Origin of the sequence: Amycolatopsis rubida (assembly GCF_900115345.1) — a bacterium.
Classification (GTDB): domain Bacteria; phylum Actinomycetota; class Actinomycetes; order Mycobacteriales; family Pseudonocardiaceae; genus Amycolatopsis; species Amycolatopsis rubida.
The window spans coordinates 15,601-42,537 of sequence record NZ_FOWC01000005.1 but is presented as its reverse complement, the minus strand read 5'-3'; the positions used below and the strand labels follow the sequence as shown (position 1 = coordinate 42,537).

Annotated in this window: 25 protein-coding genes and 1 pseudogene; 15 read left to right on the top strand and 11 right to left on the bottom strand. The window is 69.9% G+C overall.

Going from position 1 to position 26,937, the window contains the following annotated elements; translation table 11 throughout:
• Nucleotides 1-523: 523 nt before the first annotated feature.
• Together BM362_RS20635 and BM362_RS20630 are read left to right on the top strand one after the other, a co-directional pair.
• Entirely contained in the window at nucleotides 524-1,120 is a 597-nt protein-coding gene (locus BM362_RS20635; protein WP_093574478.1) for a GNAT family N-acetyltransferase, read from the top strand.
• Between the two features lie 48 nt (nucleotides 1,121-1,168).
• A complete protein-coding gene (locus BM362_RS20630; RefSeq protein WP_093574252.1) occupies nucleotides 1,169-1,540 on the top strand; it encodes a VOC family protein in 372 nt (123 codons plus the stop codon).
• A gap of 20 nt (nucleotides 1,541-1,560) precedes the next feature.
• Here the strand turns inward: BM362_RS20630 and BM362_RS20625 are convergent, their stop codons facing one another.
• On the bottom strand, nucleotides 1,561-4,530 hold the full coding sequence (locus BM362_RS20625) for a PDZ domain-containing protein (protein ID WP_093574251.1): 2,970 nt from the start codon (nucleotides 4,528-4,530) through the stop codon (nucleotides 1,561-1,563).
• 327 nt (nucleotides 4,531-4,857) lie between these two features.
• On the opposite strand from BM362_RS20625, the gene BM362_RS20620 reads away from it, so the two are divergent.
• The 4 genes from BM362_RS20620 to BM362_RS20605 all read left to right on the top strand — a co-directional run bounded on the left by BM362_RS20620 (nucleotide 4,858) and on the right by BM362_RS20605 (nucleotide 9,459).
• Complete coding sequence (locus tag BM362_RS20620; protein WP_093574250.1) at nucleotides 4,858-5,286, top strand: hypothetical protein; 429 nt, start codon at nucleotides 4,858-4,860, stop codon at nucleotides 5,284-5,286.
• Nucleotides 5,283-6,467: an MFS transporter gene (locus BM362_RS20615; RefSeq protein ID WP_093574249.1), complete on the top strand. Its 1,185-nt coding sequence runs from the start codon at nucleotides 5,283-5,285 to the stop codon at nucleotides 6,465-6,467. The genes BM362_RS20620 and BM362_RS20615 overlap by 4 nt, the downstream gene beginning before the upstream one ends.
• 43 nt (nucleotides 6,468-6,510) lie before the next feature.
• The gene (locus BM362_RS20610) at nucleotides 6,511-7,185 is read left to right on the top strand and encodes a FadR/GntR family transcriptional regulator (protein ID WP_067578900.1); all 675 of its coding nucleotides are present in this window, start codon (nucleotides 6,511-6,513) and stop codon (nucleotides 7,183-7,185) included.
• A 255-nt stretch (nucleotides 7,186-7,440) separates the two neighbouring features.
• Nucleotides 7,441-9,459 (top strand): NB-ARC domain-containing protein, encoded by a 2,019-nt coding sequence (locus BM362_RS20605; protein ID WP_093574248.1) that lies wholly within the window; start codon nucleotides 7,441-7,443, stop codon nucleotides 9,457-9,459.
• Here BM362_RS20605 and BM362_RS47540 read toward each other — a convergent pair.
• The 3 genes from BM362_RS47540 to BM362_RS20590 form a co-directional block, all read right to left on the bottom strand.
• Nucleotides 9,412-10,671: a hypothetical protein gene (locus tag BM362_RS47540; protein ID WP_093574247.1), complete on the bottom strand. Its 1,260-nt coding sequence runs from the start codon at nucleotides 10,669-10,671 to the stop codon at nucleotides 9,412-9,414. The two genes, BM362_RS20605 and BM362_RS47540, sit on opposite strands and share 48 nt — an antisense overlap.
• A gap of 432 nt (nucleotides 10,672-11,103) precedes the next feature.
• Complete coding sequence (locus tag BM362_RS20595) at nucleotides 11,104-12,411, bottom strand: glycosyltransferase family 4 protein (RefSeq protein ID WP_093574246.1); 1,308 nt, start codon at nucleotides 12,409-12,411, stop codon at nucleotides 11,104-11,106.
• A complete protein-coding gene (locus BM362_RS20590) occupies nucleotides 12,408-13,415 on the bottom strand; it encodes a pentapeptide repeat-containing protein (RefSeq protein ID WP_067578893.1) in 1,008 nt (335 codons plus the stop codon). The genes BM362_RS20595 and BM362_RS20590 overlap by 4 nt, the downstream gene beginning before the upstream one ends.
• A 354-nt stretch (nucleotides 13,416-13,769) precedes the next feature.
• Here BM362_RS20590 and BM362_RS20585 point away from each other — a divergent pair, with 354 nt between their 5' ends.
• The 6 genes from BM362_RS20585 to BM362_RS20570 all read left to right on the top strand — a co-directional run bounded on the left by BM362_RS20585 (nucleotide 13,770) and on the right by BM362_RS20570 (nucleotide 17,785).
• Nucleotides 13,770-14,522, top strand: coding sequence for an SDR family oxidoreductase (locus BM362_RS20585; RefSeq protein ID WP_093574477.1), 753 nt, complete (start codon nucleotides 13,770-13,772; stop codon nucleotides 14,520-14,522).
• On the top strand, nucleotides 14,519-15,292 hold the full coding sequence (locus tag BM362_RS20580; protein ID WP_093574245.1) for an SDR family oxidoreductase: 774 nt from the start codon (nucleotides 14,519-14,521) through the stop codon (nucleotides 15,290-15,292). Before BM362_RS20585 ends, BM362_RS20580 begins: the two co-directional genes overlap by 4 nt.
• A 219-nt stretch (nucleotides 15,293-15,511) precedes the next feature.
• The gene (locus BM362_RS49130; protein ID WP_244287225.1) at nucleotides 15,512-15,847 is read left to right on the top strand and encodes an MFS transporter; all 336 of its coding nucleotides are present in this window, start codon (nucleotides 15,512-15,514) and stop codon (nucleotides 15,845-15,847) included.
• 33 nt (nucleotides 15,848-15,880) lie between these two features.
• Nucleotides 15,881-16,306, top strand: a complete 426-nt coding sequence (locus BM362_RS49125; protein ID WP_244287224.1) for an MFS transporter — start codon at nucleotides 15,881-15,883, stop codon at nucleotides 16,304-16,306.
• Between the two features lie 120 nt (nucleotides 16,307-16,426).
• On the top strand, nucleotides 16,427-16,753 hold the full coding sequence (locus BM362_RS49120) for a hypothetical protein (protein WP_232791563.1): 327 nt from the start codon (nucleotides 16,427-16,429) through the stop codon (nucleotides 16,751-16,753).
• A gap of 51 nt (nucleotides 16,754-16,804) precedes the next feature.
• Nucleotides 16,805-17,785, top strand: coding sequence for a chitinase (locus BM362_RS20570; protein WP_208865276.1), 981 nt, complete (start codon nucleotides 16,805-16,807; stop codon nucleotides 17,783-17,785).
• Nucleotides 17,786-18,575: 790 nt separating this feature from the next.
• On the opposite strand, the gene BM362_RS20565 is transcribed toward BM362_RS20570, so the two are convergent.
• From BM362_RS20565 to fabG, 7 genes are all read right to left on the bottom strand, one after another.
• Entirely contained in the window at nucleotides 18,576-19,127 is a 552-nt protein-coding gene (locus BM362_RS20565; protein ID WP_067578887.1) for a GrpB family protein, read from the bottom strand.
• A 70-nt stretch (nucleotides 19,128-19,197) separates the two neighbouring features.
• Nucleotides 19,198-20,292 carry an acyl-CoA dehydrogenase family protein gene (locus BM362_RS20560; protein ID WP_093574244.1) on the bottom strand — a complete coding sequence of 365 codons (1,095 nt, stop codon included), beginning with the start codon at nucleotides 20,290-20,292 and terminating at the stop codon, nucleotides 19,198-19,200.
• Nucleotides 20,289-21,467, bottom strand: a complete 1,179-nt coding sequence (locus tag BM362_RS20555) for an acyl-CoA dehydrogenase family protein (protein WP_067578883.1) — start codon at nucleotides 21,465-21,467, stop codon at nucleotides 20,289-20,291. The genes BM362_RS20560 and BM362_RS20555 overlap by 4 nt, the downstream gene beginning before the upstream one ends.
• Complete coding sequence (locus BM362_RS20550; RefSeq protein ID WP_067578881.1) at nucleotides 21,464-22,687, bottom strand: acyl-CoA dehydrogenase family protein; 1,224 nt, start codon at nucleotides 22,685-22,687, stop codon at nucleotides 21,464-21,466. Before BM362_RS20550 ends, BM362_RS20555 begins: the two co-directional genes overlap by 4 nt.
• On the bottom strand, nucleotides 22,687-23,712 hold the full coding sequence (locus BM362_RS20545) for a phosphotransferase family protein (protein ID WP_067578879.1): 1,026 nt from the start codon (nucleotides 23,710-23,712) through the stop codon (nucleotides 22,687-22,689). Before BM362_RS20545 ends, BM362_RS20550 begins: the two co-directional genes overlap by 1 nt.
• Nucleotides 23,713-23,746: 34 nt before the next feature.
• Nucleotides 23,747-24,199 carry a MaoC family dehydratase gene (locus tag BM362_RS20540; RefSeq protein WP_067578877.1) on the bottom strand — a complete coding sequence of 151 codons (453 nt, stop codon included), beginning with the start codon at nucleotides 24,197-24,199 and terminating at the stop codon, nucleotides 23,747-23,749.
• Nucleotides 24,200-24,204: 5 nt separating this feature from the next.
• A complete protein-coding gene (gene fabG / locus BM362_RS20535) occupies nucleotides 24,205-24,960 on the bottom strand; it encodes a 3-oxoacyl-ACP reductase FabG (RefSeq protein WP_067578875.1) in 756 nt (251 codons plus the stop codon).
• Between the two features lie 108 nt (nucleotides 24,961-25,068).
• Between fabG and BM362_RS20530 the strand changes: the two are divergent.
• From BM362_RS20530 to BM362_RS20525, 3 genes and pseudogenes are all read left to right on the top strand, one after another.
• Nucleotides 25,069-25,821: pseudogene (locus tag BM362_RS20530) on the top strand (sensor histidine kinase); the annotation flags it as partial.
• Nucleotides 25,822-25,883: 62 nt separating this feature from the next.
• A complete protein-coding gene (locus BM362_RS50620) occupies nucleotides 25,884-26,261 on the top strand; it encodes a sensor histidine kinase (RefSeq protein ID WP_425285724.1) in 378 nt (125 codons plus the stop codon).
• Nucleotides 26,252-26,914, top strand: a complete 663-nt coding sequence (locus tag BM362_RS20525; protein WP_093574243.1) for a response regulator — start codon at nucleotides 26,252-26,254, stop codon at nucleotides 26,912-26,914. Before BM362_RS50620 ends, BM362_RS20525 begins: the two co-directional genes overlap by 10 nt.
• Nucleotides 26,915-26,937: the final 23 nt, after the last annotated feature.

Sequence of the window (26,937 nt, the reverse complement as noted above, 5' to 3'; positions counted from 1 at the left end):
CGGTGCGTATTCCAGCCTCTTCGCTCCGGACGCCAGGGCGGATCTCCAGGACTGCGTCGTCCGCCTGGCCTGCCGTGCAGCCGAAGAGGACCGTGGGGTGTACCCGCCCGTCTCGTACCTGGTGGCCTGCGCCTTCGATCCCGGCAGCCGGGGGCCTGGGGCCGTTCGTGCGGAGCGACCCCGACTGCATCGTGCCCGGCGGCCTGTGAACGGGCACGACCAGCGGGTACTTCACCGGCGTCTCGTGCGATGCTGCCCAGAAGCACCTGCTCGCCCCCGCGTTCGCCTGCCCGGATTTCGCCGGGCCCTCGCTGACTCCCGAACCGGGGCGGTTCGATCCGGAAAAACCCGCTCCGGTGAAGGGAAACCGCACGGAGTGACGGGGTCCGGTGCCGATGGGGGATTCTCCTGAAACCCGCCCGGACGCGGCCCGGTACCATCACTCCCGATGATCACGAATGCGTCTCGGCGGGCCGGGTCCGGCGCTGTCGCCCCGTGGCGGGTCGACGAGGTCGGACGGAAGGTGCGGCTGCGCGAGGTCCGCCCCGGCGACCAGCGCACCCTCGCCGGATTCGACCGGGACTCCGTCCGGGCGCGCGACCCGCAGGTCGGCGGCTACCGGCACTGGGCGACGCACCGCGGGCACTCCTCCCCGGACGGCTTCCACTTCGCGATCGAAACCCTGCACAACCGGACGCTGGTCGGCTCCGTGTGGGTCGAAACGGATCCGTTCTCCGGCCGGTTCAGCTACGGCGTCGGGATCGGCCCGCAGCACCGCCGCTGCGGTTACGCCGCCGACGCGGTCGCGCTGCTGCTGGCGTTCATGTTCGAGCGGTGCCGGTACCGGGCGTGCGAGGTGAGCGTCAATGGCAGCAACTTCGCCTCGCTGTCGCTGCACGGCGAGCTGGGCTTTCGGGAAGAGGGCCGGCTCCGCGACGCCGAGTTGCTGCGCGGGGAGGTCAAGTACCCCGTTCTGATGAGCATCACCGCCGAACAGTTCGCTGAGCGTCACCTCGCGCTCGCGGCGCGCGGCGCGGGCCGGTCGTCGTCGCGCGGGCGGCACTGGCGGGTCCAGCGTCCCGGACGGCACCGCCGCATCGTTTACTCCGCTGGCGGTTAGCTCCTCTTTCTCCAAGACTCGGTCCGCCTGGTCTGGGACGCTCTCCGGGTGATCAAACGCATCATTGCCTACTCCGAAGGTTCCGACGACGTCGCGACCCGTGATTTCTATGTTCAGGTTCTGGGGTTCGAGGTCGCTATGGATTCTCCTGCTCTTGGCTTGCGTAGCGGGGACAATCCGGTTGCTCAGGTGCTTGTGCTTCCGCCTGGAAGCGGTGATCCCGTTCCTCGCTGGGGTATCGACCTCGGCGGCCCGGAGGCGGTCGATGCGGCTCATGCGGAGGCGGTGCGGCGTGGGCTGCGGGTGGTTTATCCGTTGACCGACGAGTCGTGGGGCGTGCGGCGGTTTTTTGTGGAGGATCCGGGCGGGAATGTCGTCAATGTGCTCGCCCACCTGACGGGCGGTTCGCGTACCGAGTAGAAGATCGCGTTGAGCGTCAGCTACGGATGAGTCCGGAAAGCATCCACGATCAGGTAACTGCCGTTCTTCATCGTGCCCGTAACGGTATGCACGCCCGGCCGCAGGCCCGAGATGGTCGCGACTGTCGACTGATACTCCCGGGCCGGCGTGACGAAACTGACCGTCCGATCGGGGGCGCCGTCCAAGGTCAGGTCGACGTCGCCCTCGTCGGTGTTGGTTTCGGAGATGATGTCGATCCCCGTTCCGGAGAACGTCAAACTCCACGAGTCCCCGGCATTCTGCGTCGCCCAGATGTCGTCGAGGTAGGAATTCGCGCCTCCGGCCGTTTTACCGCGCCAGATCCATCCCGTCGACGGGGATCCGGCGGTGGTGTAGACGACGCCGGAGGTGTTGTTGAGCAATTCGGATCCGAGCGTCTTGCCAAGACGGACAGTGACGTCGGCCTGCCCGCGCCGCACGGTCAGCGTGATCGGCGCACCCGGGGCGAGTTTGTTGTAGCTGAGCCAGAAAGTGTTGCGATCGTCGGTCACTGAGGTGCCGTTGACGGCCGTGATGTCGTCACCGGTCCGCAGCCCGTGCTGAGCCGCATAGCTGCCTTCTGGCACCGAGGTCAGGTAAAGGCCGTAAGGCTTGGTCAAGCCGAGCGACGACTGGACGGCGAGCGACGGGATATTGGTCGCGGCGGCTCCCATCAGCATTTCAGGCTGGACGATCAGCCCGTTGGCTGGCCCGCCCGAGCCTGGGCCGTAAGCGAAGGCCGCCTTGGGCGGAAGCGGTCCGCCGGCGGCCCCGAAACCGGTCATCGGGAAGTTGGCGTATCCGAGGCTGACCGCGGGCGAGCCGGAGGCGACGGTGAAGTCGTAGCTCGCTGTCGGGTCGGCCGCCGTGAATTCCGGGTCCGCGACGAGCGAGTGCGGGTCCATTCCGGCGCGAACCCAGGCCGACTGGGGGTTGATCGTGGCGCCGTCCGCGGAAAGCGCCTCGTTGCCGCTGCCGTCGGGATTGACGTAAACCGGGTAATGGTCGTTCCAGAAGAGATTGCGGTCGACGCCGTACTGGGCCGTGGACGGGTTGTTCAGCACGTTGCTGTACGCCTGCGGCCCGAGGGTGATGTTGTGCTCGATGACGTCGCCGCAGCCGGAGTGGCTGACCTGTTCGTAGATCGAGCCGTCCACGAGCAGGTTGTTCCGCACCGTGCGCTCGTACCCGTCGCGCAGTTTGATGCCGCCCTTGAGGATGAGGTTGTCCAGCAACCGGAAGTCCGACGATCCGTCGTCGAGGTCGATGGCCCAGTCGCCGGCGTGCCAGAACCGGTTGTGCTGGACGGTGATGGGCCGGACGACGTCGCGCTTCATCAGGTGCCGGGCCTGGGCGTCGGTCAGCGCGGTGCCGGTGGAGCCTTCGAAGCTCGTGCCCGGCGCGAGAGTGTTGTTGCCGGAACTGGCCCAGAACCGGCCGCGTCCCCACACGTTGACCGAGCCGTTGTCGCCGGTTTCCTTGACGCAGTCGAAGAGGTCGTTGTTCTTGATGTCGTGCCCGCCCCAGGTGCCGTCCTCGATGTTGAGGCACGCGCGCGGGCTGTCGGAGATAGTGTTGCCGTCGACGGTGACATTCGCGCTCATGGAGATGTTGACCCCGGAGGACTGCTTCTCGAACCGGCCCATGCTCCGCATGCGGTTGTTCCGCACGACGATGTCGCGGGGATAGTCGTCGGTCTTCGGCCCGGGCGCGGTGTCGGAGACGGACACGGTGTCGTCATAGTTGCCGGAGTAGTCGCGTACCGCGCTCGGCGAGCCGACGATCTGGACGTCCGTGGCTCCGTCGGACTCGAACTTGTTGTCGCTGACCGTGTTGTGCTTGGTGTAGCCGTCCAGGAATACGCCGTTGCCGCCGAGCTGGTCGAAAAATGATCCGGTGACTGCGATGTCCGCGGCGTTCTTCAGATGCACCGCGCCCTTGCGGACCACTGCCCAGTCGCCCTTGGCGTCGGCTTCGAAGGTGCTGTCGAAAAGCGTGCGGTGAGTGGCGGCGAAGTGCAGTCCGCGCAGCGTGATGTCGTGGACGGGGTTGGCCGGGGAGGTCCCGGCGAGGGTGATCAGCTGGTCCTGCTCAGCGGTTTCGACCGTCGCGGCGGAAAGATCGGTTCCCTCCGGCGGATAGTAGAGCAGCCGGCCGCTCGTCCGCTCGTAGAACCACTCGCCGGGGGCGTCGAGTTCCTCCTTGACGTTCTCGGCCATCGCCGGTCCGATCCGGCCGGGCCCGTTCCCCTTCGTCAGCCCGCAGTCCCGCGGCCGGTTGTTGTCGCCGACATAGTGCAGAGCGAGCCCGTCGCCGGTGCGGCCGCTGACGGTGAACGAGACCGAACCCCAGTCGCCGCAGTGCATCGCGCGCACCAGCGCGGTCGACGGGTTCGACCACTTCGCCGACTCCCGCCCCAGATCGGCCAGCGAGACCGACCCCTGCAGCCGGGCCGCGTCCGGATCGTAGTTCGGATAGCGGGCCAGGATCTGGCGCTGCCCGTTGACGAACAGGCCGTCGAAATCCAGCCCGGCCGGGACGGTCGCCGCCATGATCTTGCTGCCGGGAGCCGCGGGCTGCCAGGCCGGGCGCAACGGCCGGCCGCCGCTGATCGTCACGGCGGCGTCGGTCGCCTGCTGCCAGGTCACGGTGTGGCCGTTGCGGCCGGAGTCCTGCGGGCCGAACGCCAGGGGAGCGGAGAGGTAGTAGGAGCCGCCGGCGAGCTTGAGCACGATGTCGCGGCGGGCGCCGGCCCCGGTGCGGAGAAGGTGCCGAACCCGTTGCTGCGCCTGGGAAAGCGAACACGGGCGCGGCCGGGTGCAGGGATTTCCGGGCGGCGCGTCAGCGCGCGGAGCGGCATACACCGTCACCGGCGGCGGCCCGCTCGCGGCGGCCGGCTGGCCGAGGGCGAGCGTTCCGGCCACCCCGGCGACGGCGGACAGGACGATGCTCAGAAGCCGGCGGTTGGCCATTCAGGTCCTCCTTGACCAGGCATCGGCAGATGTCCTGCGCGCCATGACATCCGATGTCTAGCAGACTATGCAGGAGGGTGCGTCGGCCGTCAAGGAGCCCTCCGGGTGGTGCCCGGAAGTGGGAAACTGGCTGATAATCACCGTTATCTGGGTGGATCAGCCCAAGCTGCACGCGGTTCGGCCGAGATCTCGGTTGGTGAACGGGCGGACTTTACATCTGATCTTTCGCCTGTCGGTGCCGCGGGTCGGAGCGGGACCCTGACCAGGGTTGCCTGATGCCGCAGCCTCGGTTACGGTCAAAGTCCTCAGATGACATGAGGAGTCGAGATGAGCGATCCGGCACCGGCAGTGCGGGCAGGCGAGGCAGCGGCGGCGGTCCGGTCCGGCAGGCGAGACCCGCCCGCGTCGTGGGGGGCTGCCGCACTGCGGCTGGACGTGCTGAGCACCGCGCCTCCCCGCGGCGCCCGCCAGGTGCCCCCGGGCAGCGCCGAGCACGACCCCGGCAGACTGCGGAGCGGCCTGCGCGGGAGACCCGCGAGCAACGACCCGTGGCGTCGCCGGGTCCGAGGCGGCACTGCCGCGCAGTTCGCGGATCCGGGCCACGACGTGGCGGAGGCCGGTCCGGTCGGCTGTCGCGCGGAGTTCGTTGTCGCCTGCGCGGTTCCCGCCGAGCGGGAGCAGGGCCTGCTGCCGCTGGCCAGTATCGCTGGTCAGCCGTCAGCCGTCCCTCCGCGACTGGAGCGGGCGAAGCGATGAGAAAGGCTCAACTGGGCTTCCTGACCGGGACCCATGTCGTCAACGACCTGTACCAGGGAGCAGTGCCCGCGTTGTTGCCGTTCCTGATGAGCGAACGGCACTACAGTTACGCAGCGGTGTCCGGAATCGCTTTGGCCGCAACAGGCTTGTCCAGCGTCGTGCAGCCGGTGTTCGGCATGATCGCGGACCGGTCCGGGCGCGACTGGCTGGCGCCGCTGGGATTCCTCGTGGCCGCCGCCGGGATCGCCGCCGCCGGTTTCGCGGACAGCTATCCGCTCACGTGGATCTGCGTTGCCGTCGCGGGAATCGGAGTGGCCGCCTACCATCCGCCCGCCACCAATCAAGCCCGTGCGGTGGGTGGCAAATCCCAGCGGGCGATGAGCCTGTTCTCCGTCGGCGGCACGCTGGGCAGTTCGCTCGCCCCCGCCCTCGTCACCGCGGTTGTCGGCTCGCTCGGTCTTTCGGGGACCTGTTTGCTGGCGGTCCCGGCGGTGGTGATGGCGTTGCTGTGGCTGCTCAATCGCCGAGCAGGCCCCGTGCCGCCACTGGGCGGAAGCGCCGCCAAAGTGTCCACTGTGGACATGAAAGACGACTGGCGGTCCTTCGGCAGGCTGGTCGCGGCGACCGTCGGGTGGTCAATCCCTTACGTGACAGTCACTTCGCTGCTGTCGTTGTACGCGATCCGCGAACTGCACGCCTCGACGGCGGCCGCGGCGGTCACGCTGACCTCGTTCACACTGGCCGGCGCCGCGGGTACCGTGCTCGGCGGTTGGCTGGGTGATCGGTTCGGCCGCTTGACCCCGATCCGGGCCGGATACCTCCTGGGCGTTCCGGCGCTGGCGGGGGTGGTGTTCAGCCCCGCCTACCCCGTGCTGGAACTCAGCACTGTGCTGCTGGGGCTGACCATGTTCCTGCCGTTCGCCAACCAGGTGACCCTGGCCCAGGACTACCTGCCCGCGCGGCCCGGCACCGCCAGCGGGCTGTCCCTCGGCCTGGCCATGTCGGCCGGCGGGCTGGCCTCGCCGCTGTTCGGCTGGCTGGCCGACGCACGGGGGCTGCGGTTCACCCTCGGTGCGGTGCTCGCGGTGTACGGCGTCGCCGTGGTGTTCGGCACCCGGCTGCGGGACCGCGTCCCGCCCGCTCAGTCGTCCGCGAACTCATCTGAGGAGCTGGTGACCTGATACATTGCCTTCCGGGCGCGTTCGCCGCGGAGGGGAGCAGGACATGACGGTCCGGTCGGTGCGGCGAACTTCGCTGGTCGACGCGGCGACGGCCGAACTGCGCCGGCTGATCGGCGAAGGCGAATGGCCGGTCGGGGCCAAGCTGCCCAACGAGGTCGAACTGAGCAAGCTGCTCGGAGTCGGGCGGTCCACCGCGAGGGAGGCCGTGCGTGCCCTGATCTCCGCCGGCCAGCTGTACTCCCAGCAAGGCTCGGGCACCTACGTCGCGTCCGAGACCGCACTGTCCGATTTGGACCGCAAGCTGCGCACGGCCCAGGCGATCGACGTCTACGAGGTCCGCGTCGCGCTGGAGGTCGAAGCGGGCATCCTGGCCGCGACCCGCCGCACCGCCGCCGACCTCGAAGCGCTCCGCGCGGCGCTGGCGGCGCGCGACCGGGCCGGATCGCTGCCCGAACTGCTCGACGCGGATCTCGCCTTCCACCGGGCGGTCGTCCTGGCCGCGCACAACCCGGTGCTGATCGACGTGTTCGACTCCTTCCTGGACGCGATGCGCGCCGTGGCCGGCAGCATCACGACGCTGGACGCCGCCGGAACGGACACCGACGATCTTCACCGGTCCCACCACGATCTCGTCGCCGCGATCGACGCCGGGGACCCGGACGCCGCCGCGCGGGCGACCCGCCGCAACGTCGGGCACACCCTGACGCGGTTGCGCTAGGGGCGGTCGCTCTGGGCGTGCGTCCCGTTTCGGCGGTGGTGCCCGGAGATCGCCGTCAGGGGAGGTCACGCTCGTGAACGTGACTGGCGTGCGGTGCGGCCCGCGCCTGCTCGGCGCGATGCGCGAGTGCGCCGAATCCGTCTTGGATCCGCGGTGACCGATCGTTGACAAGCTGTGACGGCGGCGGCCAGTTCTGGGTAGGGTGGCCGGTAGCCGATCGAGGGGTGGGGTCATGACTGGTCGCCGGAGTCCGCTGTGCTGAGGTTCGCGCCGCGGCACTTCGTCGATCGTGCCGACGAGTGCCGGAACCTGGTCGAGCAGGCGCGTGCCGAGCAGGCCGCCGCCCGGCAAGGGGTGTTCGTGCTGCAGGGGATCGGCGGCGTCGGGAAGACCGCGGTCATGCTCAGGTGCGCGCAAGAGCTGCGGCCCTCGTTCGACTGCGTGCTGGACGCCTCGATGAGCGCCTCGGCGCAGGCGAAAACGGTCGAGCAGGTCCTCGACGTCTTCCTGTTCCAGCTCGAAGCGAACCTGATCCCGCCGACGCTGGACGGCAAGCTCGCGGTCTACCGGAGGGAGACGTCGCGGCGGAAGGTGCTGGTGGTGCTGGACGACGTCGACTCGGCGGAGTCGATCCTGGATCTGCTGCCGGAATCCCCGGGAAGCGCGGTGCTGGCGACGAGCCGGCTGCGCGCGGAAGCGTTCGAGGTGCACGGGTTCGCCACTGTGCGGCTGAAAGTGCTGTCCGAACGCCACGGGGTGGAGCTGCTGAGCCGCGGACTGGACGAGTCGGTCGTCGCGGAGGAGGAGCGCGCGCTGGCCGGGATCGCGCGGCTGTCCGGGTATTTGCCGCTCGCCTTGACGATCGCCGGTGCGCATCTTCGGATCCGCCGCCACGAACGGCCTGCCGCCTTGCTGCGCAGGCTGGAATCCGAGCGCGACCTGTTCGCGCACTTCACCGTCGACGGCGATCGCAAGCTGGAGTTCGTCTACCAAGCTACCTACGACGCGCTGGCTCCGCTTGAACAGCAACTCTACCGGCGGCTGGGACTGCACCCGGGTCTGCGCTTCTCGTCCTGGGTCGTGCCCGTGCTGCTGGAGGAATCCGATCGGCCCTTCGCCGCCGACACGCTGTTCGCGCTGCACCGCTGGACGCTGGTGGTCGAGTCGGACGAGCAGCACGAGATGCATTCGCTCATCCACCTGCATGCGCGGGGGCTGGCGAACGGACACGAGCATCCCGCCGACGTGGCGGAGATCCGCCGCCGGCTGGCCGAAGCGTATTTGGACTACGCGGTCGCCCGCGCGCTGGTGCTGTCCGGCCGCCGCCAGTTCGGTCCCCGGTTCGACGGCCGGGTGGCCCCCGCCTACGAGGCGGACGGCGACGGCCACCGGCGCGCGGTCGCCGATCTCGAAGCAGAGGCGGCGAATCTGCGCCAGGTGGTCGAGATGGCCTCGGCCGCGGGATTCGCGGACCTCACGTGGCAGCTGGCCGAGGCGCTCACGAATTTCTTCTTCCAGCGCAGCCGGTACGCGGACGCGATCGCGGTGCAGACCCTCGGCCTGTCGGCCGCGCGGGAGATGCACGAGGAAACGGGCGACGCGCGGCCGTTGATCGTCCTGCACACGGAGCTGGGCAAGGCGTACTTCGCGGCTTACACGCACGACAAGGCGGCCGGGCAGTTCGCCGCCGCGGCGGAGCGCATCGCCGAGCTCGGCGAGGAGCCGGACGCGCTGACGATGCTGGCCAAGACCTTCGTATGGCAGGGCTTGGTGCACAACCGGATGGGGGAGTACGAAGCCGCGATCGAGTATTTCGCCCGGTCGGCCGAGCTGGTGGCGAATCCGGGTTTTCCCGGCCGCCTGCGTTCTCGCGAGCAGCGGTTGCTCGACATGAACGGCGCGCCGATCCTGGCGAAGCTGGGGCGGCTGCCGGAGGCGCTGGCGGCGGCCGAGCGCGCGGCGGCCCACTTCGCCTCCGACGCGGACCGGCACAACTACGCCAAGTCGCTGGCGAACCTGGGAGAGGTCCTGGCCGCGGCCGAGGATTCTCGCGCCGAGGAGGTGCTGCGGGCCGCGCTGGTGCTGGAACAGGAATTGAAGCTGGTCGATTTCGAGGCGCATACCGCTGCGATTCTCGGCAGGCTGCTCCCGCCGGAAGAAGGCGCTCGGCTGATCGAGCACGCGGCCGCGGTGTACGAGCGGCTGGCCGACCAACGGGCGGCGGCGCTACGAGCCGAGATCGAAGACCCGCGATGGGGCGAAGGCACCGAGTAGGACCTCGTCTCCGCGGCTCACGGTCGCTTCGCGCGGTAAACGGAGACCGCGGAGGACGGACTCGAAAACCAGTGCCGCAGCGACTTCCGGATCCGTGAACGTTGTTTCGATCACCTGCCCCGACCTGGTGGCTACGCGGCCGTCGCTCGACGCGGCGACGGTCGCATGGGGGTGACGGCGCAGGAGATCGGCGAGCGCGGCGTCGCCGGTCGCGCTGGCGGAAAACACGATCGCGGCGCGTCGGCGGAGCGATTCGTCGGGGTGGTCCTCGCGCGCGGTGAGAGCGGCGTTCGAGAATTTCGCCGAACCGGAGCGGTCGATGTCCACGTCGGCGGGGTAACGGGTGAGATGGAAACGGTCCTCGCGCGACTCGCACACGATGAAATTCGCCGGGGCGGCAGGTGCTGCGTGCCCGGTCGCGGCGGAGACGGGAATGAGCGGCACGATCGGGCCGGAGGCCGGTTCGGTCAGGCGGAGGTGCTCGTAGAACAGCCGGCGCAGCCGGGCCGCGGCTTCGCCGGGACGGGACGTGACGAGGGCGGCGACGTCGTCGAAGCTGCCCGGGCGGTAGGTCCGCACCGCTCGTTCGATCTGGACGTCCAGCGGTTCGCGGGAGTTCAGCCTGGGTGCGGTCGCGCCCAGCAGTTCGCCGACGGATTCCGGTGCCACGTCGCTTTCCGGGAACGCCGCCAGGAGCAGGGGAATGTCGAGGCAGGCGCCGTACGCGGTGGTGGCGCCGTGGTCTCCGACGACGAGATCGGAAGCCAGGAGCACGGCCTGCCAGCCCTCGGCGGGCGGCGGCAGGAGCAGTCCCGCGCGCTGGCAGTCCGCCAGCCACGTGCGGATCTGCCAAGGGCCGTGGCCGTGCCAGATGTTCGGGTGGACCAAGCCCGCGACCCGGTACCGGTCGCGGTCGAGAGCGCCGACGACCTCGCGGAAGAGCGAAGGCTGGCTGCCCAGCAGGGAATTCCGCCACCACGTGCTGGTGATGGTGACCAGTTTCTGGTGCGGGGCCACGCCGAGCGCTTCGCGATACTGGGCGCGGAGGTGCCTGCTGCGGCGCATCCGGTCGTAGGAAGGATCTCCCGCGACGAAGGCGGTGTCGCGGGCGGCGGGGGTGAGCGCGGCCAGCCGATCGAACTCGGCCTGGTGGGCGAGCACCAGAGACGACGCGATGGGCCTGCCGCTGTACAACAGCCATTCAGGCGACAAGCCGTAGACGGTTTCCGGTTTCCGGTTTCCGGTTTCCGGTTTCCGGTTTCCGGTTTCCGGTTTCCGGTTTCCGGTTTCCGGTTTCCGGGAGACATTTTAGTATACCCCACGCCGTGCGGAAGAATGACCAGGGGCGCGGTGATTTCGGTGAGTCCGCCGTGGTTGGCGGCGAGCACGAGGTCGAATTCGGTGTTGATCGCCTGGTCCCACGGGAGGACGATGACGCCGAGGTCGTCGAGGAAACGCTGCAGCCCGTGCCGGAACGGATCGGATCCGTTCCAGGTGAAGACGAGTTGCACGCGAGTGTCGGAATCGAAGACCGGGATGACGTCGAGGAGCCGCAGCAGCGACGTGACGTGGTGGACTACGACCAGGACGCGGCGCTCGGCCTGCACGGTGGTCCAGTGCGGTGCTTGGAGCCCGATCGGCACCTTAACCGGAGGCGCGGTGAACACGAACCTCCTCGGGGTCGGCGGCGGGCGGGGCTGTGCTCGGCAACCGTATCCGATGGTCTGGGCCGCGGAGCCGCAGCCACGGTGCCGCCCTGGTCAGGAAGGTGCGGAGGGCGGCCGGGTGATCGTAGTCGCGCAGGGCCGCTCGGCGAGCCTGGTCTCTCATGCGCGATCGCTGGTCCGGGCTCATTTCGAGGGCGCGGCGCACGGCGAGCGCCAACGATCGGGGCGACTTCGGCTCGCACCGGAAGCCCGTGACGCCGTCGCGTATCTGGCCGCCGAGACCTTGGCTCGTGGTGGTGATCACGGGCGCGGCCCCGGCCGCGAACGCCTCCATCGGGATCCGGCCGAAAGGTTCGGCGTGCGAGGGCACGACGACTGCTCGCAAGCCGGGGTGCCGGAGCAACCGCGGGACGTCGGGGGTGAACCGGGTCAGCATCCGAACCGGTGCGGCGAGTCGCTCGGCCCGGGCGCGCAGGACGTTCTGGTACGGCGTGGGCTCGGAACCTTCGCTCGTCGCCGCGATGAGCAAGAGAGGGAGCGCGGTGCCTTCGCGAGCGAGGAGGTCCCACGCGGCGAGCAGGTCCTCGAATCCTTTGTACGGCTCCGCTCGTCCCATCGAGAAGACGAATGGCGGAAGATCCGGGTCGGCCGAGTCGCCGTAGCCGTTCCAGTCGTCGCCGGTCAGGCCGTCCGGCAGCGCCGTCATCGCCTGTCGCGGAATGCCGTATTCGCGGTGCAGATGGCCGGCCATGAACGGGGAGATGGTCGCGATCCGTGCGCCCCCGGCGACGGCCGAGAGCATTCCGTTTCGTTCCCAGGCACGGCGTTCGAGGTCGTGCGGTGCGTGGATCGCGGCGCTGGAACGCGGCGCGAGCACGAGGTGTGGCAGCAACGCGGGGGACAGTGCCGAGCCGAGTCCCAGGAACGGGGCGTCGAACGCGATGATCAGGAGGGGCTCCGCCGGCAGGGCACGCAGCCGATCGGCGGTCGAGCGGACCAAGCGCCGGAAGTTTTCGAGGCTGCCCCAGCGGTCCTGACCGTCCGTTCCGTTGTCGACCGGCAGAATCGTCGCGTTGCGCAGGCGGTGCCGAGCCCGGGCGTGCCACTGCGGGTGGTGTTCCGCGCTGCTGCGGTCCAGCCGAAGGGGCAGGACAGCGAGCTGGACGTCGGCGGGCAGGAGATCGGCAAGAGCGCCGAGGGTGCCGAAATTGGCGTAGCCCGCGCCGGTGCCGCAGCCGTAGAACCCGTCGTGCACCGCTACGGCGACTGTCGGGGATACCGTCATTTCCGCAGGTACGGGGGCAGCGTAGTGGCTTTGCCGACCGCGCGGGCCAGCTGCTCGCCGGTGAGCCCGACGGCAGTGCCGAGGTCGGATCCGGAGAGATCCGCGCCGGCCAGGTCGGCACCGGTGAAGTCGACTCGGTCGAGCTTCGCCTCGGACAGTCGTGCGCGCCGCAGAACGGCCCCGCGCAGGACAGCTCCGGACAGATCGGCACCGCGGAAGTCGGCTTCGGCAAGCGAGGCGCCCTCGGCCGACACGTCGTGCAACTTCGCGCCGCTCAGATCGGCTTGCTCCAGCTCAGCGCCGTCGAGCCGCCCGGAGGAGAGGGTGGCATCGCGTAGCACTGCTTGGGACATCGCGGACTCGCGGAGATCGGCGTTGGCCAAGTCGGCGTTGGAGAGGACGGCGTTGCGGAGCAGGACTCCGCGAAGCGCCGCGCCGCGCAGGTCAGCCCGGGGGAGGCGAACGTTCGCCAGATCGAGCGGATCCGTCTCGGCCCGCGGCGACCGTTCGCGCAGGAGGTCGACCGCCGCGACGACATCCGCTTCGGCCCGGTCTTCGCCGGGGCGATCCTCCGTCTGCTTGCGCAGGAGATCGCAGATCGACCGCAGGATCGACGCTCGATCCCGGGGAGAATCGGACATCAACCGGGCCAGCGTGCGCACCGCGTTCGCCCGGACGAGCGGGTCGTCCGAGGCCATCCGGCCCCATGCCGTGTCGAACTGGCTGATCAGGTGCTTGTCCTCGTCCAGCCGTTGTTTGTCGCGATCCTGGAAGTACTTGCGGATGCCGAGACCGACGGTCGCGAGTGCGGCCACGACACTCAAACTGGTGAGGAATCCCGAGCGTGCGTTGTTGACGGCCGACAGCCACTCTGCCCGGGAGACTCCTTCCTGCGGGCCGACTGCCCACTCCGGCACCGGAACGCCGAAGAACCAGATGACCGCGCCCAACGCGACGGCCGTTGCTGTCGCGATGCCCGCCGCACGCCATTTCCGCACCTGCATGGGACCATTTCACTACAGCGGCAGAAACGCCGTGAAAACAGCTACGGAGTCGAGGCTGCTCCGCGGCGCCGCACGCCGTTGGCGGCGAGCGTGATGCGCGCGTCCCGCGGCCGTACGCATCCTGGCCCTTGGCCGAAACCCAGCCAAACCAGAACGGCGGGGCGACCGCACGCCTCAGGCCGTCCCGCGCAGGCGACGGTCCAGGGCGGATACGCAGGGTTTGACCGGTGGTAGCTCTTTGTGGTGTGACGGCTGAGGCGGCGGTTGGAGGTTGCGAGGGGCCGCAGCACCGTTATCCTGCGCTAAGCGGCCGCTTAGCGGTGGCTGTCCAGCGACGGACAAGGAGACGGTGTGGTGGAGTCGTTCAAGGATCGCGTTGCCCTGGTCACCGGGGCCAGCCGGGGGATCGGGCTGGCCATCGCGCAGGGGCTCGTCGAGCGCGGGGCGAAGGTGTGCATCACCGCGCGCAAGCCGGAGCCGCTCGCGGAGGCCGTGGAGCGGCTCGGCGGTCCGGACGTCGCGATCGCGGTGCCCGGCAAGGCCGACGACGCCGCGCACCAGCAGGAGGCGGTCGCCGCCGCGGTCGAGAAGTTCGGCAGTCTCGACATGCTGGTCAACAACACCGGCATCAACCCGGTTTACGGTCCGACGCTGGACGTCGACCCGGCCGCCGCGAGCAAGATCTTCGCGGTGAACGTGGTCGCGCCGCTGTCGTGGATCCGCGCCGCGCGGGAGGCGTGGATGGGCGAGCACGGCGGGTCGGTGGTCAACGTCGCCTCGATCGCGGGCATCCGCACCTCGCCGGGCATCGGCATGTACGGCGTCAGCAAGGCCGCGCTGATCCGGCTCACCCAGGAACTCGGCGCGGAACTCGGCCCGGGGATCCGGGTCAACGCGGTGGCTCCGGCGGTGGTCAAGACGCAGTTCGCGACCGCGCTTTACGAGGGGCGCGAGGAAGAAGTCGCTGCGGCGTACCCGATGAAGCGGCTCGGTGTGCCGGAGGACATCGCGGGCGCGGTGGCGTTCCTGCTCTCCGGCGAGGCGGGCTGGATGACCGGGCAGACGGTCGTTCTCGACGGCGGCGTGACGCTCGGCGGCGGTCTGTGAGCGCCGGAGTCGTCATCACCGGCGGTGGTGGCGGGATCGGGGCGGCACTGGCGCGGCGGTTCGCGGCGGACGGGGCTCGCGTCGTGGTCGCGGACCTCGACGGGGACCGAGCCGCCGAGGTCGCGGCGGAGGTGGGCGGTAGGTCGTTCGCGGGTGACGTGGCAAGCGAATCCGGGGTGGCCGACCTGATCACCGCTGCCCGCGAAACGCTCGGTGAGATCGACGTCTTCTGTGCCAACGCTGGGGTCGCGCCGTTCGGCGACGCCAATGCGGACGAGGACGCGTGGTCGCTGGCGTGGGACGTCAACGTGATGGCGCACGTCCGTGCGGCCCGGTTGCTGCTGCCGGCGTGGCTGGAGCGCGGCGAGGGCCGGTTTGTCGCGACGGTGTCCGCGGCGGGCGTGCTCAGCAGCCTTGGGTCGGCTCCGTATTCGGTGACCAAGCACGGCGCGCTGGCGTTCGCGGAATGGTTGTCGGCGACTTACCGGCACCGCGGCATCGCCGTACAGGCGATCTGCCCGCAGGGCGTGCGCACCGCGATGCTGGAGGAGACCGGCGAACGCGGCAAACTGCTGATGGGCGCCAGCGCGATCGACCCGCCGCAGGTGGCCGACGCGCTGTTCGCCGCGATGGCCGAGAACCGGTTCCTCGTGCTGCCGCACGCCGAGGTCGCGGACTTCTATGCCTTGCGCGCCACCGAAACCGACCGCTGGCTCGGCGGGATGAACAAGCTGCAGCGGAAAATGGAGGAGCTGCCCGGCGACGCGTGACCCTACCAGGGAGCCGGAATGACCGTACCCGCCCGAGTCGGCTTGTCGCGCGTCGCCACCGCCGCTATTTGCTAATCCGACCAAAAGCAGGCCGACCCAGCCCGGCACGTAACCGTTGCTGCGAAGCCATTAGGCCGTGGCTGTGGTCGGATTGGCAACGATCGGCACAGTATTGGCACCGCTATCGATTTCTACCTTTACGGGACCGCGGCGGCGCTGGTGTTCGGGAAAGTATTTTTCCCGACGTTCTCCTCGACCGCCGGGGTGCTGGCCTCGCTCGGCACCTTCGCGGTGGGGTTCGTCGCGCGCCCGGTCGGGGCGATCCTGTTCGGACACTGGGGCGACCGGATCAGCCGCAAGTCCCTGCTGGTCACCTCCTTGCCGGTGATGGGACTGTCCACAGTGGCCTTCGGGCTGGCGCCGGATCACGGCACGCTCGGCATCTGGTCGCCGGTCCTGCCGGTGGTGCTGCCGTTCGTGCGGGGCATCGGCCTCGGCGGCGCGGTGCTGCTGTCGACGGAGTACGCGCCACCGGGCAAACGCGGCCTGTGTTAGGCTTTCCCGCAGCTCGGCCTGGCCATCGGATTCGTGCTGGACAATCTGCTGTTCCTGTTCTCCGAGGTGCGGCCGGCGGTCGGGTTCTGCATCCGGATCAAGATCGCCGAGACGCCGGTTTTCCAGGCTGCTTTGGACAAAGCCGAACAGGCGAAAGTCCCGCTGTTCGAACTGCTGCGGAAACAGCCGCGGGTCTTGGTGCTGTCGACGTTGTCGTTCGTGCTCGCGCTTTTCTGCACCGTCACGACGTTCCGTCTTTCGATGGCGACGACCACGCTCGGCATCCCGCGCACGGCTGTCCTGATCAGCCTGCTCATCGCGGCCACCGTGATGGGCGTGGCGACGCTGGTGTTGGCGATGAAGTCCGACCGATGGGGCCGTCGGCGGCCGCGGTTTCCGTTGTGGTGTGGGCGTTTCCGCTGTTCGCCTTGGCGCAGAAGAGAAATCCGGTGCTGCTGACGCTCGGGTTCGTCGGCGGCCTGGCGTGTTTCGCGATGCTGTACGGGCCGATGGGCGCGTTCCCGCCGGAGCTGTTCCGCGCGCGGTACCGGTGCTTCGATCGCCTACAGCGTCGCGAGCGTGATCGTGCCGTTGATCTCGACCGATCTGTGGGCATCGACCGGTTCGACGGTGCCGGTTTCCCTGGTGCCGGTCGCGCTCGGGGTGCTTAGCTTTTTGTGCGTGCTGGCCCTGCCGGAGACCCGCGACCACGACTTCTCCGAGGTGCTCGGGGGAGGGTACCGCCGCTGGCCGCCCCTGACTTTCGGCCCCACCCAGCCGGGGGAAAACCGGCCGGGCGCGTTGTTTCCGGCCTTCTGCGCCGTTCGGGCTGCGGCCCTTGACACGCTGATTTGGTCTAGTCCAGTGTGTGACGGCACCCTTCCGGGTGCACTCCTCCCGGGTTGATCCCGCCGCCTCAAACCGGAGGTGTTCCGTGGTGCTCGTGGGAGGAACACGATGAAATCAGTGCGTCGGCTGGCCGCGCTCGCGGCGGCGGCAGGGGCGGCTCTCGCGACCGCGGCCGGGGTGGCCACGGCCGCGCCCGCGTCCGCTCCGCAGTTGGCGGCCGCTCCGGACCCGGTGCTCGCTTCGCCGTACCTGTACCAATGGGCCGGGCAGACCAGCGCGTCGGCGGCGATGTCCGCGACCGGGATCAAGACGTTCACGCTCGCGTTCATGCTGTCGGACGGCTCGTGCAACCCGAAGTGGGACGGCGACCGTTCGCTGACCGGTTCGGACAAAACGCTGATCAAGAGCATCCGCGACGCGGGCGGCGACGTCATCCCGTCCTTCGGCGGCTGGTCCGGCACGAAACTCGGCGCGAAGTGCTCCTCGGCCACGGCTTTGGCGGGGGCGTACCAGAAGGTGATCGACGCGTACGGCCTGAAGGCGATCGACCTCGACATCGAGAACACCGACGAGTTCGAGAACGCGACAGTGCAGGACCGGATCCTGAACGCGGTCAAGATCACCAAGCAGAAGAACCCCGGCGTGCGCGTCGTGATCACGATCGGAACCGAAACGTCCGGCCCGAACGACTGGGGCAAGCGGCTGATCAAGCAGGCGAAGGCGATCGGCGCGCCGGTGGACGTGTGGTCGGTGATGCCGTTCGACTTCTCCAGCGGCGGCGACATGGCAGGCAAGACGAAGTCCGCGGTGGACGGCCTGGTGTCCCAGCTGAAGTCGACGTTCGGCTGGGACAGCGCCACCGCGTACCGGCACGCGGGCCTGTCGTCGATGAACGGCAAGACGGACAACGCCGGCGAGGTCGTGTCGGTGCCGGACTTCACCGCGATCCGCGATTACGCGGCCAGCCACCACCTCGGCCGGTTCACTTTCTGGGCGGCCAACCGGGACTGCTCGGGCGGCGGGGAGTGCAGCGGAATCTCGCAGCCGAAGTACGCGTTCACGAAGATCGTGGCCGGGTATCACGGCTGACCCTGGTCCAGGCCGCGACGAGGCCGCCGTTTCCGAGGGGTGCGGCCTCGTCGCCGCCATCGCGACTGCGCTGCCGGTGAGGGGAACCCTGAAGGAATCAGATTCCCTCAGGGTTCCCCTCACGGACCTTCGCATCGCCTGCCAGGCAGGGAGAGCCCCGCGCACCTGGCAACGCCGCACCCGCTACGCGTCGCCGCCGACGGTCTCGCGGCAAGAACGGCTGGGCCGGGTTCCGGTGCAGGGGAGGCGACGGCCTGGTTGAGGCCGCGGTCGACGCGGGCCGCGGTCTGGTGGGCTCGGGGTGGGGCAGTGCGGTGCGGCCGGGCCGTGACCGGCCGGGTCGGGGTGCTGCGGTTTCGGGCGCGGTCGGTCCTGGGGTTGGGCTGGAGCGGTCTGGTCGCGGTGTCGCCGGGGGTCCTGTTCGGGTCGGGTGGGGTCGGGGCGCTGCGGTTTCGGGCGCGGTCGGTTCTGGGACCGGACTGGAGCGGTCTGGTCGCGGTGTCGCCGGGGGTCCTGTTCGGGTCGGGGCGCTGCGGTTTCGGGCGCGGTCGGTCCTGGGACCGGACTGGAGCGGTCTGGTCGCGGCGTCGCGCAGCGGTCGCCGGGGATTCCCCGTTCCGGCAGGGTGATCGCGGCACCCGCCGGAACGGACCGGGTGCTCCGCGCGGAGAGACCGGGCCGCATGGCGGGGGAGCGACCACGCCGAAGTTTCGACGCGGCTCGGGCGGAGAGACCCGGCGTTGGTCGTGGTGGACGTCCCCCTTCGACCGCCCATGCCGGATGGTCGCTCTCAGCCGCCCAGAACCCGCCGGACGAACTCCGTCTTCCCCGCCGTGTACTCCTCCCGATCCCTCACCTCCCCGGCCAGCCGCCGCTTCACCTCGGCGTACTCGTCGGCCAGCCCGGGATCCGCCCGCAGCGCGTCCCGGAATCGAAGCTGTGCCTGCCACCTCGGATGTCCCTCCGGCAGCAGATGCAGATGCGCCACCCGGCGTCGCCCCTCCGCGTCCGGCAGCACAAAAAACCGCCGCCAAGGTGCCGCGACGTCCAGTTCCGGCGGCACGAAACACCAGCCCTCAGCGGAAAGCACCGGCACCACCGCCGAGACCGTCGCCGCGGACAGGTCCCGCGGCGGGGCCATCACGTCGAGCACCGGTTTGGCCGCCAAACCGGGCACCGCTGTCGAGCCGACGTGCTCCACCCGCCCAGGAGCAAGCCACGGCGCGAGCAGCCGTGCGACCTCAGCGCACAACGCCGAACCCCGCGAAGCCCAGGCCGGATCCGCGGGATGGATTTCAGGCCGTTCATCGGCCCAGGCCGGAGCATCGGACAGGTCATCCATGCCGGGCCGGAAGGGAAGCCGGGGTCTCGTCCATGCCGACCACGTTAACCCCGGCCACCGGCAAAAACCGTCAGGCGGGCAGATCCACCAGGTCAGCCAACCGGGCCCGATGCCGCCCCGGCGTGCCGAAAGCGATCTGGTCGCTCTTGGCCCGCTTGAGATAGAGATGCGCCGGATGTTCCCATGTCATCCCGATCCCGCCGTGCAGCTGAATCGCTTCCTCCGCCGCGTGCACCGCGATCGGCGACACCCGCGCCTGCGCGACAGCCACCGCGATCGGCACGTCGTTCCCCGTCGCCAGCGCATCCGCCGCGTACCGAGCCGCGGCGCGCGCGTTGACCAGTTCCGTGTACAGATTCGCCAACCGGTGCTTCAGCGACTGAAAACCCCCGACCGGACGGCCGAATTGGTACCGCCCCTTCAGGTACGTGACAGTCTCTGCCAGCGCCCACTCGGTGATCCCGGTCTGCTCCGAAGCCAGCAACCCAGCCGCAGTGGTCAAGGCGCTGTCCAACGCGTCGGCAGCAGCGGCACCGGTGCAAATCACCTGCGCGGCAACAGAATGCAGAGTCACGTCGGCGACCCGGCGCGTCAGGTCCAGCGACACGGCCTCGGTCACGGTCGCGGCCGAAGCGTCCACGGCGTAAAGGCCAGGACCGTCAGGACCCACCGCCGGAACGACCAGCAGACCGGCGACCGAAGCATCGACCACTGTGGACACTCGGCCGGTCAGGGTTCCGTCAAGAAACTCGACAGCGGCAGGGAACGCGGCACCAGGAGCGGTCGACAAAGGCACTGCCAGCGCGCCGATCACCGAGCCGGAAGCGAGCTGGGGAAGCAGGTCCGAACCCGCGGCCAGCAGTGCGGCAGTAGCGAGCACCGCGCTGCCCAGGTAAGGCACCGGCGCGACACTCCGGCCCAGTTCCTCCATGACGACCGCGACCTCGCGCGGCGAAGCCCCGTGTCCGCCAAGGGATTCCGGCACCATCAGCCCGGCCGTGCCGAGGTCGGCGGCCAGCGTCTTCCACAGAGCCAGGTCGTACGGCGTGCCCGTTTCGACCCGGGCCAGCAGCGCGGCCGGACCGGCGCGGTCGGTCAGCAGCGCACGCACCGAAGACCGCAGATCCTCTTCCACATCCGAGTACAGCAGGTCCGGCGTGCTCATCGCGGCAGGTCCTTCCAGGCGACGTCCTTGTCCACCCGCGGCTCGGACGGCAGCCCCAGCACGCGTTCGGAGATGATGTTCCGCAGCACCTCCGAGGTACCGCCCTCGATCGAGTTTCCCTTGGCGCGCAGGTACCGGTACCCCGCGTCGCGGCCGAAGAAGTCGACCTGTTCCGGACGGCGCATCGTCCAGTCCTCGTAGCGCAGGCCCTCTTCGCCGAGCAGTTCCAGTTCCAGGCCGGACAGCTGCTGGTTCAGCTCGGCGAAGGCCACCTTCATCGCCGAACCCTCCGGACCGGGCGCGCCCGCCGCGAGCTGCTGCCGCTGCCGTTCTCCGGCCAGCCGCAGCGATTCGGCTTCGGCCCAGTGCTGCACGAGCCGGTCGCGCAGTTCCGGCGTGCGCAGCTCCGGACGCTCCCGCCAGGTCTTCGCGACCAGCCCGATCATGCCGCCCTCGCGCGGCATCGCGGTGCCGCCGATCGCGACGCGTTCGTTCATCAGCGTGGTCTGCGCGACCTTCCAGCCCTCGCCGACCGCGCCGATCCGCTGCGCGTCCGGAATCCGCACCTCGGTAAGGAAAACCTCGTTGAACTCGGCCTCGCCGGTGATCTGCCGCAACGGCCGGACCTCGACGCCGGGCGCGGTCATATCGCACAGGAAGTACGTCATGCCCTGGTGTTTCGGCACGTCCGGGTCGGTGCGGGTGACGAGGATGGCCCACTGCGCGAGATGCGCGCTGGACGTCCACACCTTCTGCCCGGTCACGACCCAGTCGTCGCCGTCGCGGACCGCGCGGGTCGCCAGCGCGGCGAGGTCGGAGCCCGCGCCTGGTTCGCTGAACAGCTGGCACCACACCTCCTCGCCGGTCCACAGCGGACGGAGGTAGCGCTTCTTCTGTTCTTCGGTGCCGAACGCGAGGATGGTCGGCGCGGCCATGCCGAGACCGATCAGGATCCGGCGCGGGTTGTTGTCCGGTGCGCCAGCGGCGGCGAAAGCTGCTTCGACCTCGCCCTGCAGCGCCCGCGGAGCGCCCTGGCCGCCGAGTCCCTCGGGGAAGTGCACCCAGGCGAGCCCGGCGTCGAACCGAGCCCGCAGGAAGTCCAAAGCGGGCAACTCGGCCGGATCGTGCGCCGCGAGGAACGAAGCGACCTGCGCCCGCAGCTCCTCGACGGTCACTTGCCCGCCTCCGTCCGGTACTTCTTCAGCTCGCGCCGCGCCAGCGAACGCTTGTGCACCTCGTCCGGACCGTCGGCGAGCCGCAGCGTGCGCACCCCGGCCCAGATCTCCGCCAGCGGGAAGTCCTGCGAGACGCCGCCCGCGCCGTGCGCCTGGATCGCCTTGTCCAGGATCCATTCGACCGCCAGCGGGGTGGAGATCTTGATCGCCTGGATCTCGGTGTGCGCGCCCTGGTTCCCGACGGTGTCCATCAGCCACGCGGTCTTGAGCACCAGCAGCCGCTGCTGTTCGATGCGCACGCGCGCCTCGGCGATCCAGTCCTGCACGACGCCGGAATCGGCGATCGGACGCCCGAACGTCTCGCGCGACAGCGTGCGGCGGCACATCGCCTCCAGCGCGCGCTCCGCCATGCCGATCGCGCGCATGCAGTGGTGGATGCGGCCCGGCCCGAGGCGGGCCTGCGCGACGGCGAACCCGGAACCCTCGTCGGCGATCAGGTTTTCCGCGGGCACCCGCACGTCCTCGAACAGCACCTCGGCGTGCCCGCCGTGGTCGCCGTCGGTGTAGCCGAACACCTGCATGCCGCGCACGACGGTCAGCCCCGGGGTGTCGCGCGGGACCAGGATCATGCTCTGCTGCTTGTGCGCGGGCGCGTCCGGATCGGTCTTGCCCATCACGATGAAGATCTGGCAGTTCGGGTTCATCGCGCCGGTGATGTACCACTTGCGCCCGTTGATCACGTACTCGTCGCCCTCGCGGCGGATGCTGGTCGCGATGTTGCGCGCGTCCGAAGAGGCCACGTCGGGTTCGGTCATCGCGAACGCGGAGCGGATCTCCCCGGCCAGCAACGGTTCCAGCCACTGCTTCTTCTGCTGCTCGCTGCCGAACATGGTCAGCACTTCCATGTTCCCGGTGTCCGGCGCGGCGCAGTTCACCGCGGCAGGCGCGAGATGCGGGCTGCGGCCGGTGATCTCGGCCAGCGGCGCGTACTGGAGGTTGGTGAGTCCCGCGCCGTGGTCGCCGGGCAGGAAGAAGTTCCACAGCCCGCGGTTGCGCGCCTCGGCCTTCAGCTCGCCGACGACCGGCGGCGGCGACCACGGGTCGGTGCGCGCGGCCAGCTGCTCGTGGAAAACAGCCTCGGCGGGGTAGACGTGCGAATCCATGAATTCGAGCAGCTGCCCGCGCAGGTCCTCGGTACGGGCGTCGAACGCGAAGTCCATCAGTTCTCCTTGGTGAGCGTCTTGCTGCCCTGCTCGATCAGGGGGGCGACGGCGGCGCCGATCTGGTCGAAGCCCTCGCCGACGGTTTTGCCTTGCTGGAAACGGAAGTAGATGCCTTCGAGGATCACCGCGAGCTTGAAGAACGCGAAGCTCACGTACCAGTCCAGCGCCGACAGATCGCGGCCGGAGCGCTGTGCGTAGCGGGCGATCGTCTCGCCGGTGTCCGGATATCCCGGCGCGCTGCTGGCGTTCGACACCATCGGCAGCGAGAGCTGGTCCCGCCGCGCGTAGGTGACCATCAGGCCGAGGTCGGTGAGCGGGTCGCCGAGCGTGGACATCTCCCAGTCCAGCACCGCGGTGATCCGGTCGTCGCCGTCGACGAGCACGTTGTCCAGCCGGTAGTCGCCGTGCACGATGGCGGGCGGGCCGGACACCGGAATCGCCGCGGCGAGCTGGTCGTGCAGCCGGTCGGCACCCGGCAGGTCGCGGCTGCGCGAACCGTCGAGCTGCTTCTTCCACCGGCGCAGCTGGCGTTCCAGAAAGCCGTCCGGACGGCCGAAATCGCCGAGCCCGACCGCTTCCGGATCGACCGCGTGCAGGTCGACGAGTGTGTCCACGAGCGAATCGGCGATCGCCCGCGTCCGCTGCGGGCCGAGCTGCTCCAGCTCCTCGGCGGTGCGGTACGGCGTGCCCTCGACGAACTGCATCACGTAGAACCGCGCGCCGAGCACGTCCGCGTCCTCGCACAGCAGAACAGTTTCCGGCACCGGAACCGGAGTTCCGGCCAGCCCGCTCATTACGCGGAACTCGCGGCGCATGTCGTGCGCGGTCGGCAGCACGTGCCCGAGCGGCGGACGGCGGACGACCCAGCGCCGCGTGCCGTCGGAGACGAGATAGGTGAGGTTGGACCGCCCGCCCTGCACCACCTCCGCGGTGAGGGCTCCGGAGACGAGCCCGGGCCGCTCGCGGTCGAGATGGGCGCGCAGCCTCGCCAGATCGAGGCCGGGCGGGTCGGTTTCGGTCATCGGAAGGACTCCAGTTCGTGCGAGGTCACGGGGTTCAGAGGATGAGCCGGGAGACCATCTCGGCGACGCAGGCGGGTTTGTCCTCGCCCTCGATTTCGACGGTCCAGCGCACCACGGCCTGCTTGCCGCCGGGCACGTCGGTCAGCTCGGCCAGCTCCGCGGTCCCGCGCACCCGCGAGCCCACCTTGACCGGCTGCGGGAACCGCACCTTGTTGAGGCCGTAGTTGATGCCCATCTTCAGGCCCTCGACCCGGTAGATCTCCGGCAGGAACGCCGGGATCAGCGACAACGTGAGGAACCCGTGCGCGATCGTGGTGCCGAACGGGCCGGCAGCGGCCTTTTCCGCGTCGAGGTGGATCCACTGGTGGTCGCCGGTGGCGTCGGCGAACAGCTGCACCTGCTCCTGGGAGACGGTGTGCCATTCGCTCGTGCCCAGGGGCCCGCCCACTGCTTCGGCGAGTTCGGCGACATCGGAGAACACGCGCATCGAGATCAGTCCTTCGGTCCGCCGGCGACGTAGATGACCTGGCCGGACACGAATCCCGCGCCCTCGCTGACCAGGAACGACGCGACGTTCGCGATGTCCTCGGGCGTGCCGACGCGCTGCACCGGGATCTGCGAGGCGGCCGCGGCCTTGAAGTCCTCGAAGCTCATGCCGACGCGCTCGGCGGTCGCCGCGGTCATGTCGGTGGCGATGAACCCGGGCGCGATCGCGTTGGCGGTGACGCCGAACTTGCCCAGTTCGATCGCCAGCGTCTTGGTGAAGCCCTGCATGCCCGCCTTGGCCGCGGAGTAGTTGACCTGCCCGCGGTTGCCCAGCGCCGAGGTGCTGGACAGGTTGACGATCCGGCCCCACTTCTCCTGCGTCTGGTACTGCTGCACGGCGCGGGTCATCAGGAACGAACCGCGCAGGTGCACGTTGAGCACCGAGTCCCAGTCCTGTTCGGTCATCTTGAACAGCAGGTTGTCGCGGGTGATGCCGGCGTTGTTGATCAGCACGGTCGGCGCGCCGAGTTCCTCGGCCACGCGGGTCACCGCGGCTTCGACTTGCCCGGCGTCGCTGACGTCCAGCGCGACGCCGACCGCGCGGCCGCCGTCGGCGGCGATCGCCTCGGCGCCCTGCTTGACTCCGGCCTCGTCGAGGTCCAGCAGTCCGACGGCGAACCCGTCGGAGGCGAGGCGGCGGGCGACGGCGGCGCCGATGCCACGGCCGGCGCCGGTCACAATGGCCACACGGGAAGCGGTCACGGGGATCTCCTCATCGTCGAGAAAGCGGTTCGGCAGCGGCGCTAAGCGTACGCTTAGTACGAGAATTTCGCGAGACCTCGGAAGTGCGGTTCGCCCCGTGCGGCCGGAATGCCGGTCCCGGCTAGTAGGGTCGCCGCCGGTGAAGAGCACGAGCGCGCCCCTCGCCGCGGCGGGACGCGCGCTGGGGAGGCGGTCGCCGGGGGCGGCGGTCCGGCTGTCGCGCCCGGCCGGACGCACCAGGCGCTGACCGGGCTCGCGGCGGTCGTCGCCGGAGTGCTCGCGTTCTTTCCCGCCGACCGCGCGAACGAGGGTCCGCGGGTGCTGGCGGCCGCGCTGACCATGTTCGCGGTCGGGCTCGCCCTGGTGCGCCCGCTGTGGGCCTGGCGGGTGCTGATCGTCGTCGTGGGCTGCGCGGACCAGCTCTACGGGATCCACGCCCGGTTCGGCTGGCCGTGGACCGAGGGGTTCGCGGTGGCGGCGATCCCCGTGCTCGTCGCGGTCGGCCGCACCCACCGGCCGGGCGTGCTGGCGTGGGTCTGGCTGATCTCCACCGGGGTCGGCGCCCTGCTGGCGAACGTGCGGGGCGAACTGGTCGCGATCTCCGTGCTGCTCGCGGTGCCGCTGGCGTTCGGCTGGCTGGTTTCCCGGCTGCGCGGCGCGGAACGCGACCTGGAAGCGGAGTCCACCCGCCGGGCGGTGCTGGAGGAACGCGCCCGGATCGCCCGCGAGCTGCACGACGTGGTCGCGCACCACATGTCGGTGCTGGCCATGCGCGCGGACTCGGCGCGCTACCGGTTCCCCGGCCTCGACGAAGGCCTGCGCGAGGAGTTCCAGTCGATCCAGGACACCGCCCGCAACGGGATGACCGAAATGCTGGCCAGGAGACCGAGCCCCAGCCCGGAGCCGAGCAGATCGGGCAGTTGGTGGAACGCGTCCGCGCGGCAGGCACCGACGTGCGGTTCGAGCTGTGCGGCGATTGTCGCGGGCTGCCTGAGGGCGTCGGGTTGTCGGCGTACCGGATCGTCCGGGAAGGGCTCAGCAACGCGGTCCGGCACGCACCCGGCGCACCGGTCGAGGTGCTGGTGCAGGTCGGTCCGGGACAGCTGCGGCTCCTCGTGCAGGACACCGGTGCCGTCGCGAGCGCTCCGGAGGACACGGCGGGCCGGGAGAAGCACGGGCTGCTCGGGATGCGAGAACGCGCGGCGCTCGGCGGTACGTTTTCCGCGGGACGCCTGGACAGCGGCGGGTTCGCCGTCGCCGTGACCGTTCCGCTGGACCAGGGGGGACAGCCATGGCGGTGACGGTGGTGATCGCCGACGACCAGACCATGGTCCGGCAGAGCTTTCGCGCGGTGCTGGACGCGCAGCCGGACATCGAGGTGACCGGCGAGGCGGCCACCGGCACCGAGGCGGTGGCCGCGTGCCGCGCGCTGCGCCCGGACCTGGTGCTGATGGACATCCGGATGCCGGACCTCGACGGGCTGGCCGCGACCCGGCTCATCCTCGGCGACGGCCGGGAAGCCGGTCCGCGGGTGCTCGTGCTGACCACGTTCGACGCGGACGAGTACGTCTACGGTGCGCTCAGCGCCGGTGCCAGCGGGTTCCTGCTGAAAGACTCCCCGCTGGACGATCTGGTCGTCGCGGTCCGGATGGTGGCCGCGGGCAACGCGCTGTTCGCGCCCGCGGTGACCCGCCGCGTGATCGAGGGGTTCGCCGGGACGCGGCCGCCGGCCCAGAACGTCGGCAGGCTGTCCGAGCTGACCGCGCGCGAACTCGAGGTGCTGCGGCTGATCGCGCGCGGACTGTCCAACGCCGACATCGCCGGGCAGCTGGTGATCGCGGAGCAGACCGCCAAGACGCACGTCAGCCGGGTGCTGGGCAAGCTCGGGGTCCGCGACCGCGCACAGGCGGTGGTGCTGGCCTACGAGGCGAAGTTCGTGGTGCCGGGCCAGTGATGCGCCGGTAGCACCCGCCGCGC

Bases quoted from the DNA above. Each gene is read 5' to 3' on its own strand.
- BM362_RS20625 (WP_093574251.1), bottom strand. From the start codon at position 4,530: ATGGCCAACCGCCGGCTTCTGAGCATCGTCCTGTCCGCCGTCGCCGGG.
- BM362_RS20620 (WP_093574250.1), top strand. From the start codon at position 4,858: ATGAGCGATCCGGCACCGGCAGTGCGGGCAGGCGAGGCAGCGGCGGCG.
- BM362_RS20615 (WP_093574249.1), top strand. From the start codon at position 5,283: ATGAGAAAGGCTCAACTGGGCTTCCTGACCGGGACCCATGTCGTCAAC.
- BM362_RS20610 (WP_067578900.1), top strand. From the start codon at position 6,511: ATGACGGTCCGGTCGGTGCGGCGAACTTCGCTGGTCGACGCGGCGACG.
- BM362_RS20595 (WP_093574246.1), bottom strand. From the start codon at position 12,411: ATGACGGTATCCCCGACAGTCGCCGTAGCGGTGCACGACGGGTTCTAC.
- BM362_RS20590 (WP_067578893.1), bottom strand. From the start codon at position 13,415: ATGCAGGTGCGGAAATGGCGTGCGGCGGGCATCGCGACAGCAACGGCC.
- BM362_RS20570 (WP_208865276.1), top strand. From the start codon at position 16,805: ATGAAATCAGTGCGTCGGCTGGCCGCGCTCGCGGCGGCGGCAGGGGCG.
- BM362_RS20565 (WP_067578887.1), bottom strand. From the start codon at position 19,127: ATGGATGACCTGTCCGATGCTCCGGCCTGGGCCGATGAACGGCCTGAA.
- BM362_RS20560 (WP_093574244.1), bottom strand. From the start codon at position 20,292: ATGAGCACGCCGGACCTGCTGTACTCGGATGTGGAAGAGGATCTGCGG.
- BM362_RS20550 (WP_067578881.1), bottom strand. From the start codon at position 22,687: ATGGACTTCGCGTTCGACGCCCGTACCGAGGACCTGCGCGGGCAGCTG.
- BM362_RS20545 (WP_067578879.1), bottom strand. From the start codon at position 23,712: ATGACCGAAACCGACCCGCCCGGCCTCGATCTGGCGAGGCTGCGCGCC.
- BM362_RS20540 (WP_067578877.1), bottom strand. From the start codon at position 24,199: ATGCGCGTGTTCTCCGATGTCGCCGAACTCGCCGAAGCAGTGGGCGGG.
- BM362_RS20525 (WP_093574243.1), top strand. From the start codon at position 26,252: ATGGCGGTGACGGTGGTGATCGCCGACGACCAGACCATGGTCCGGCAG.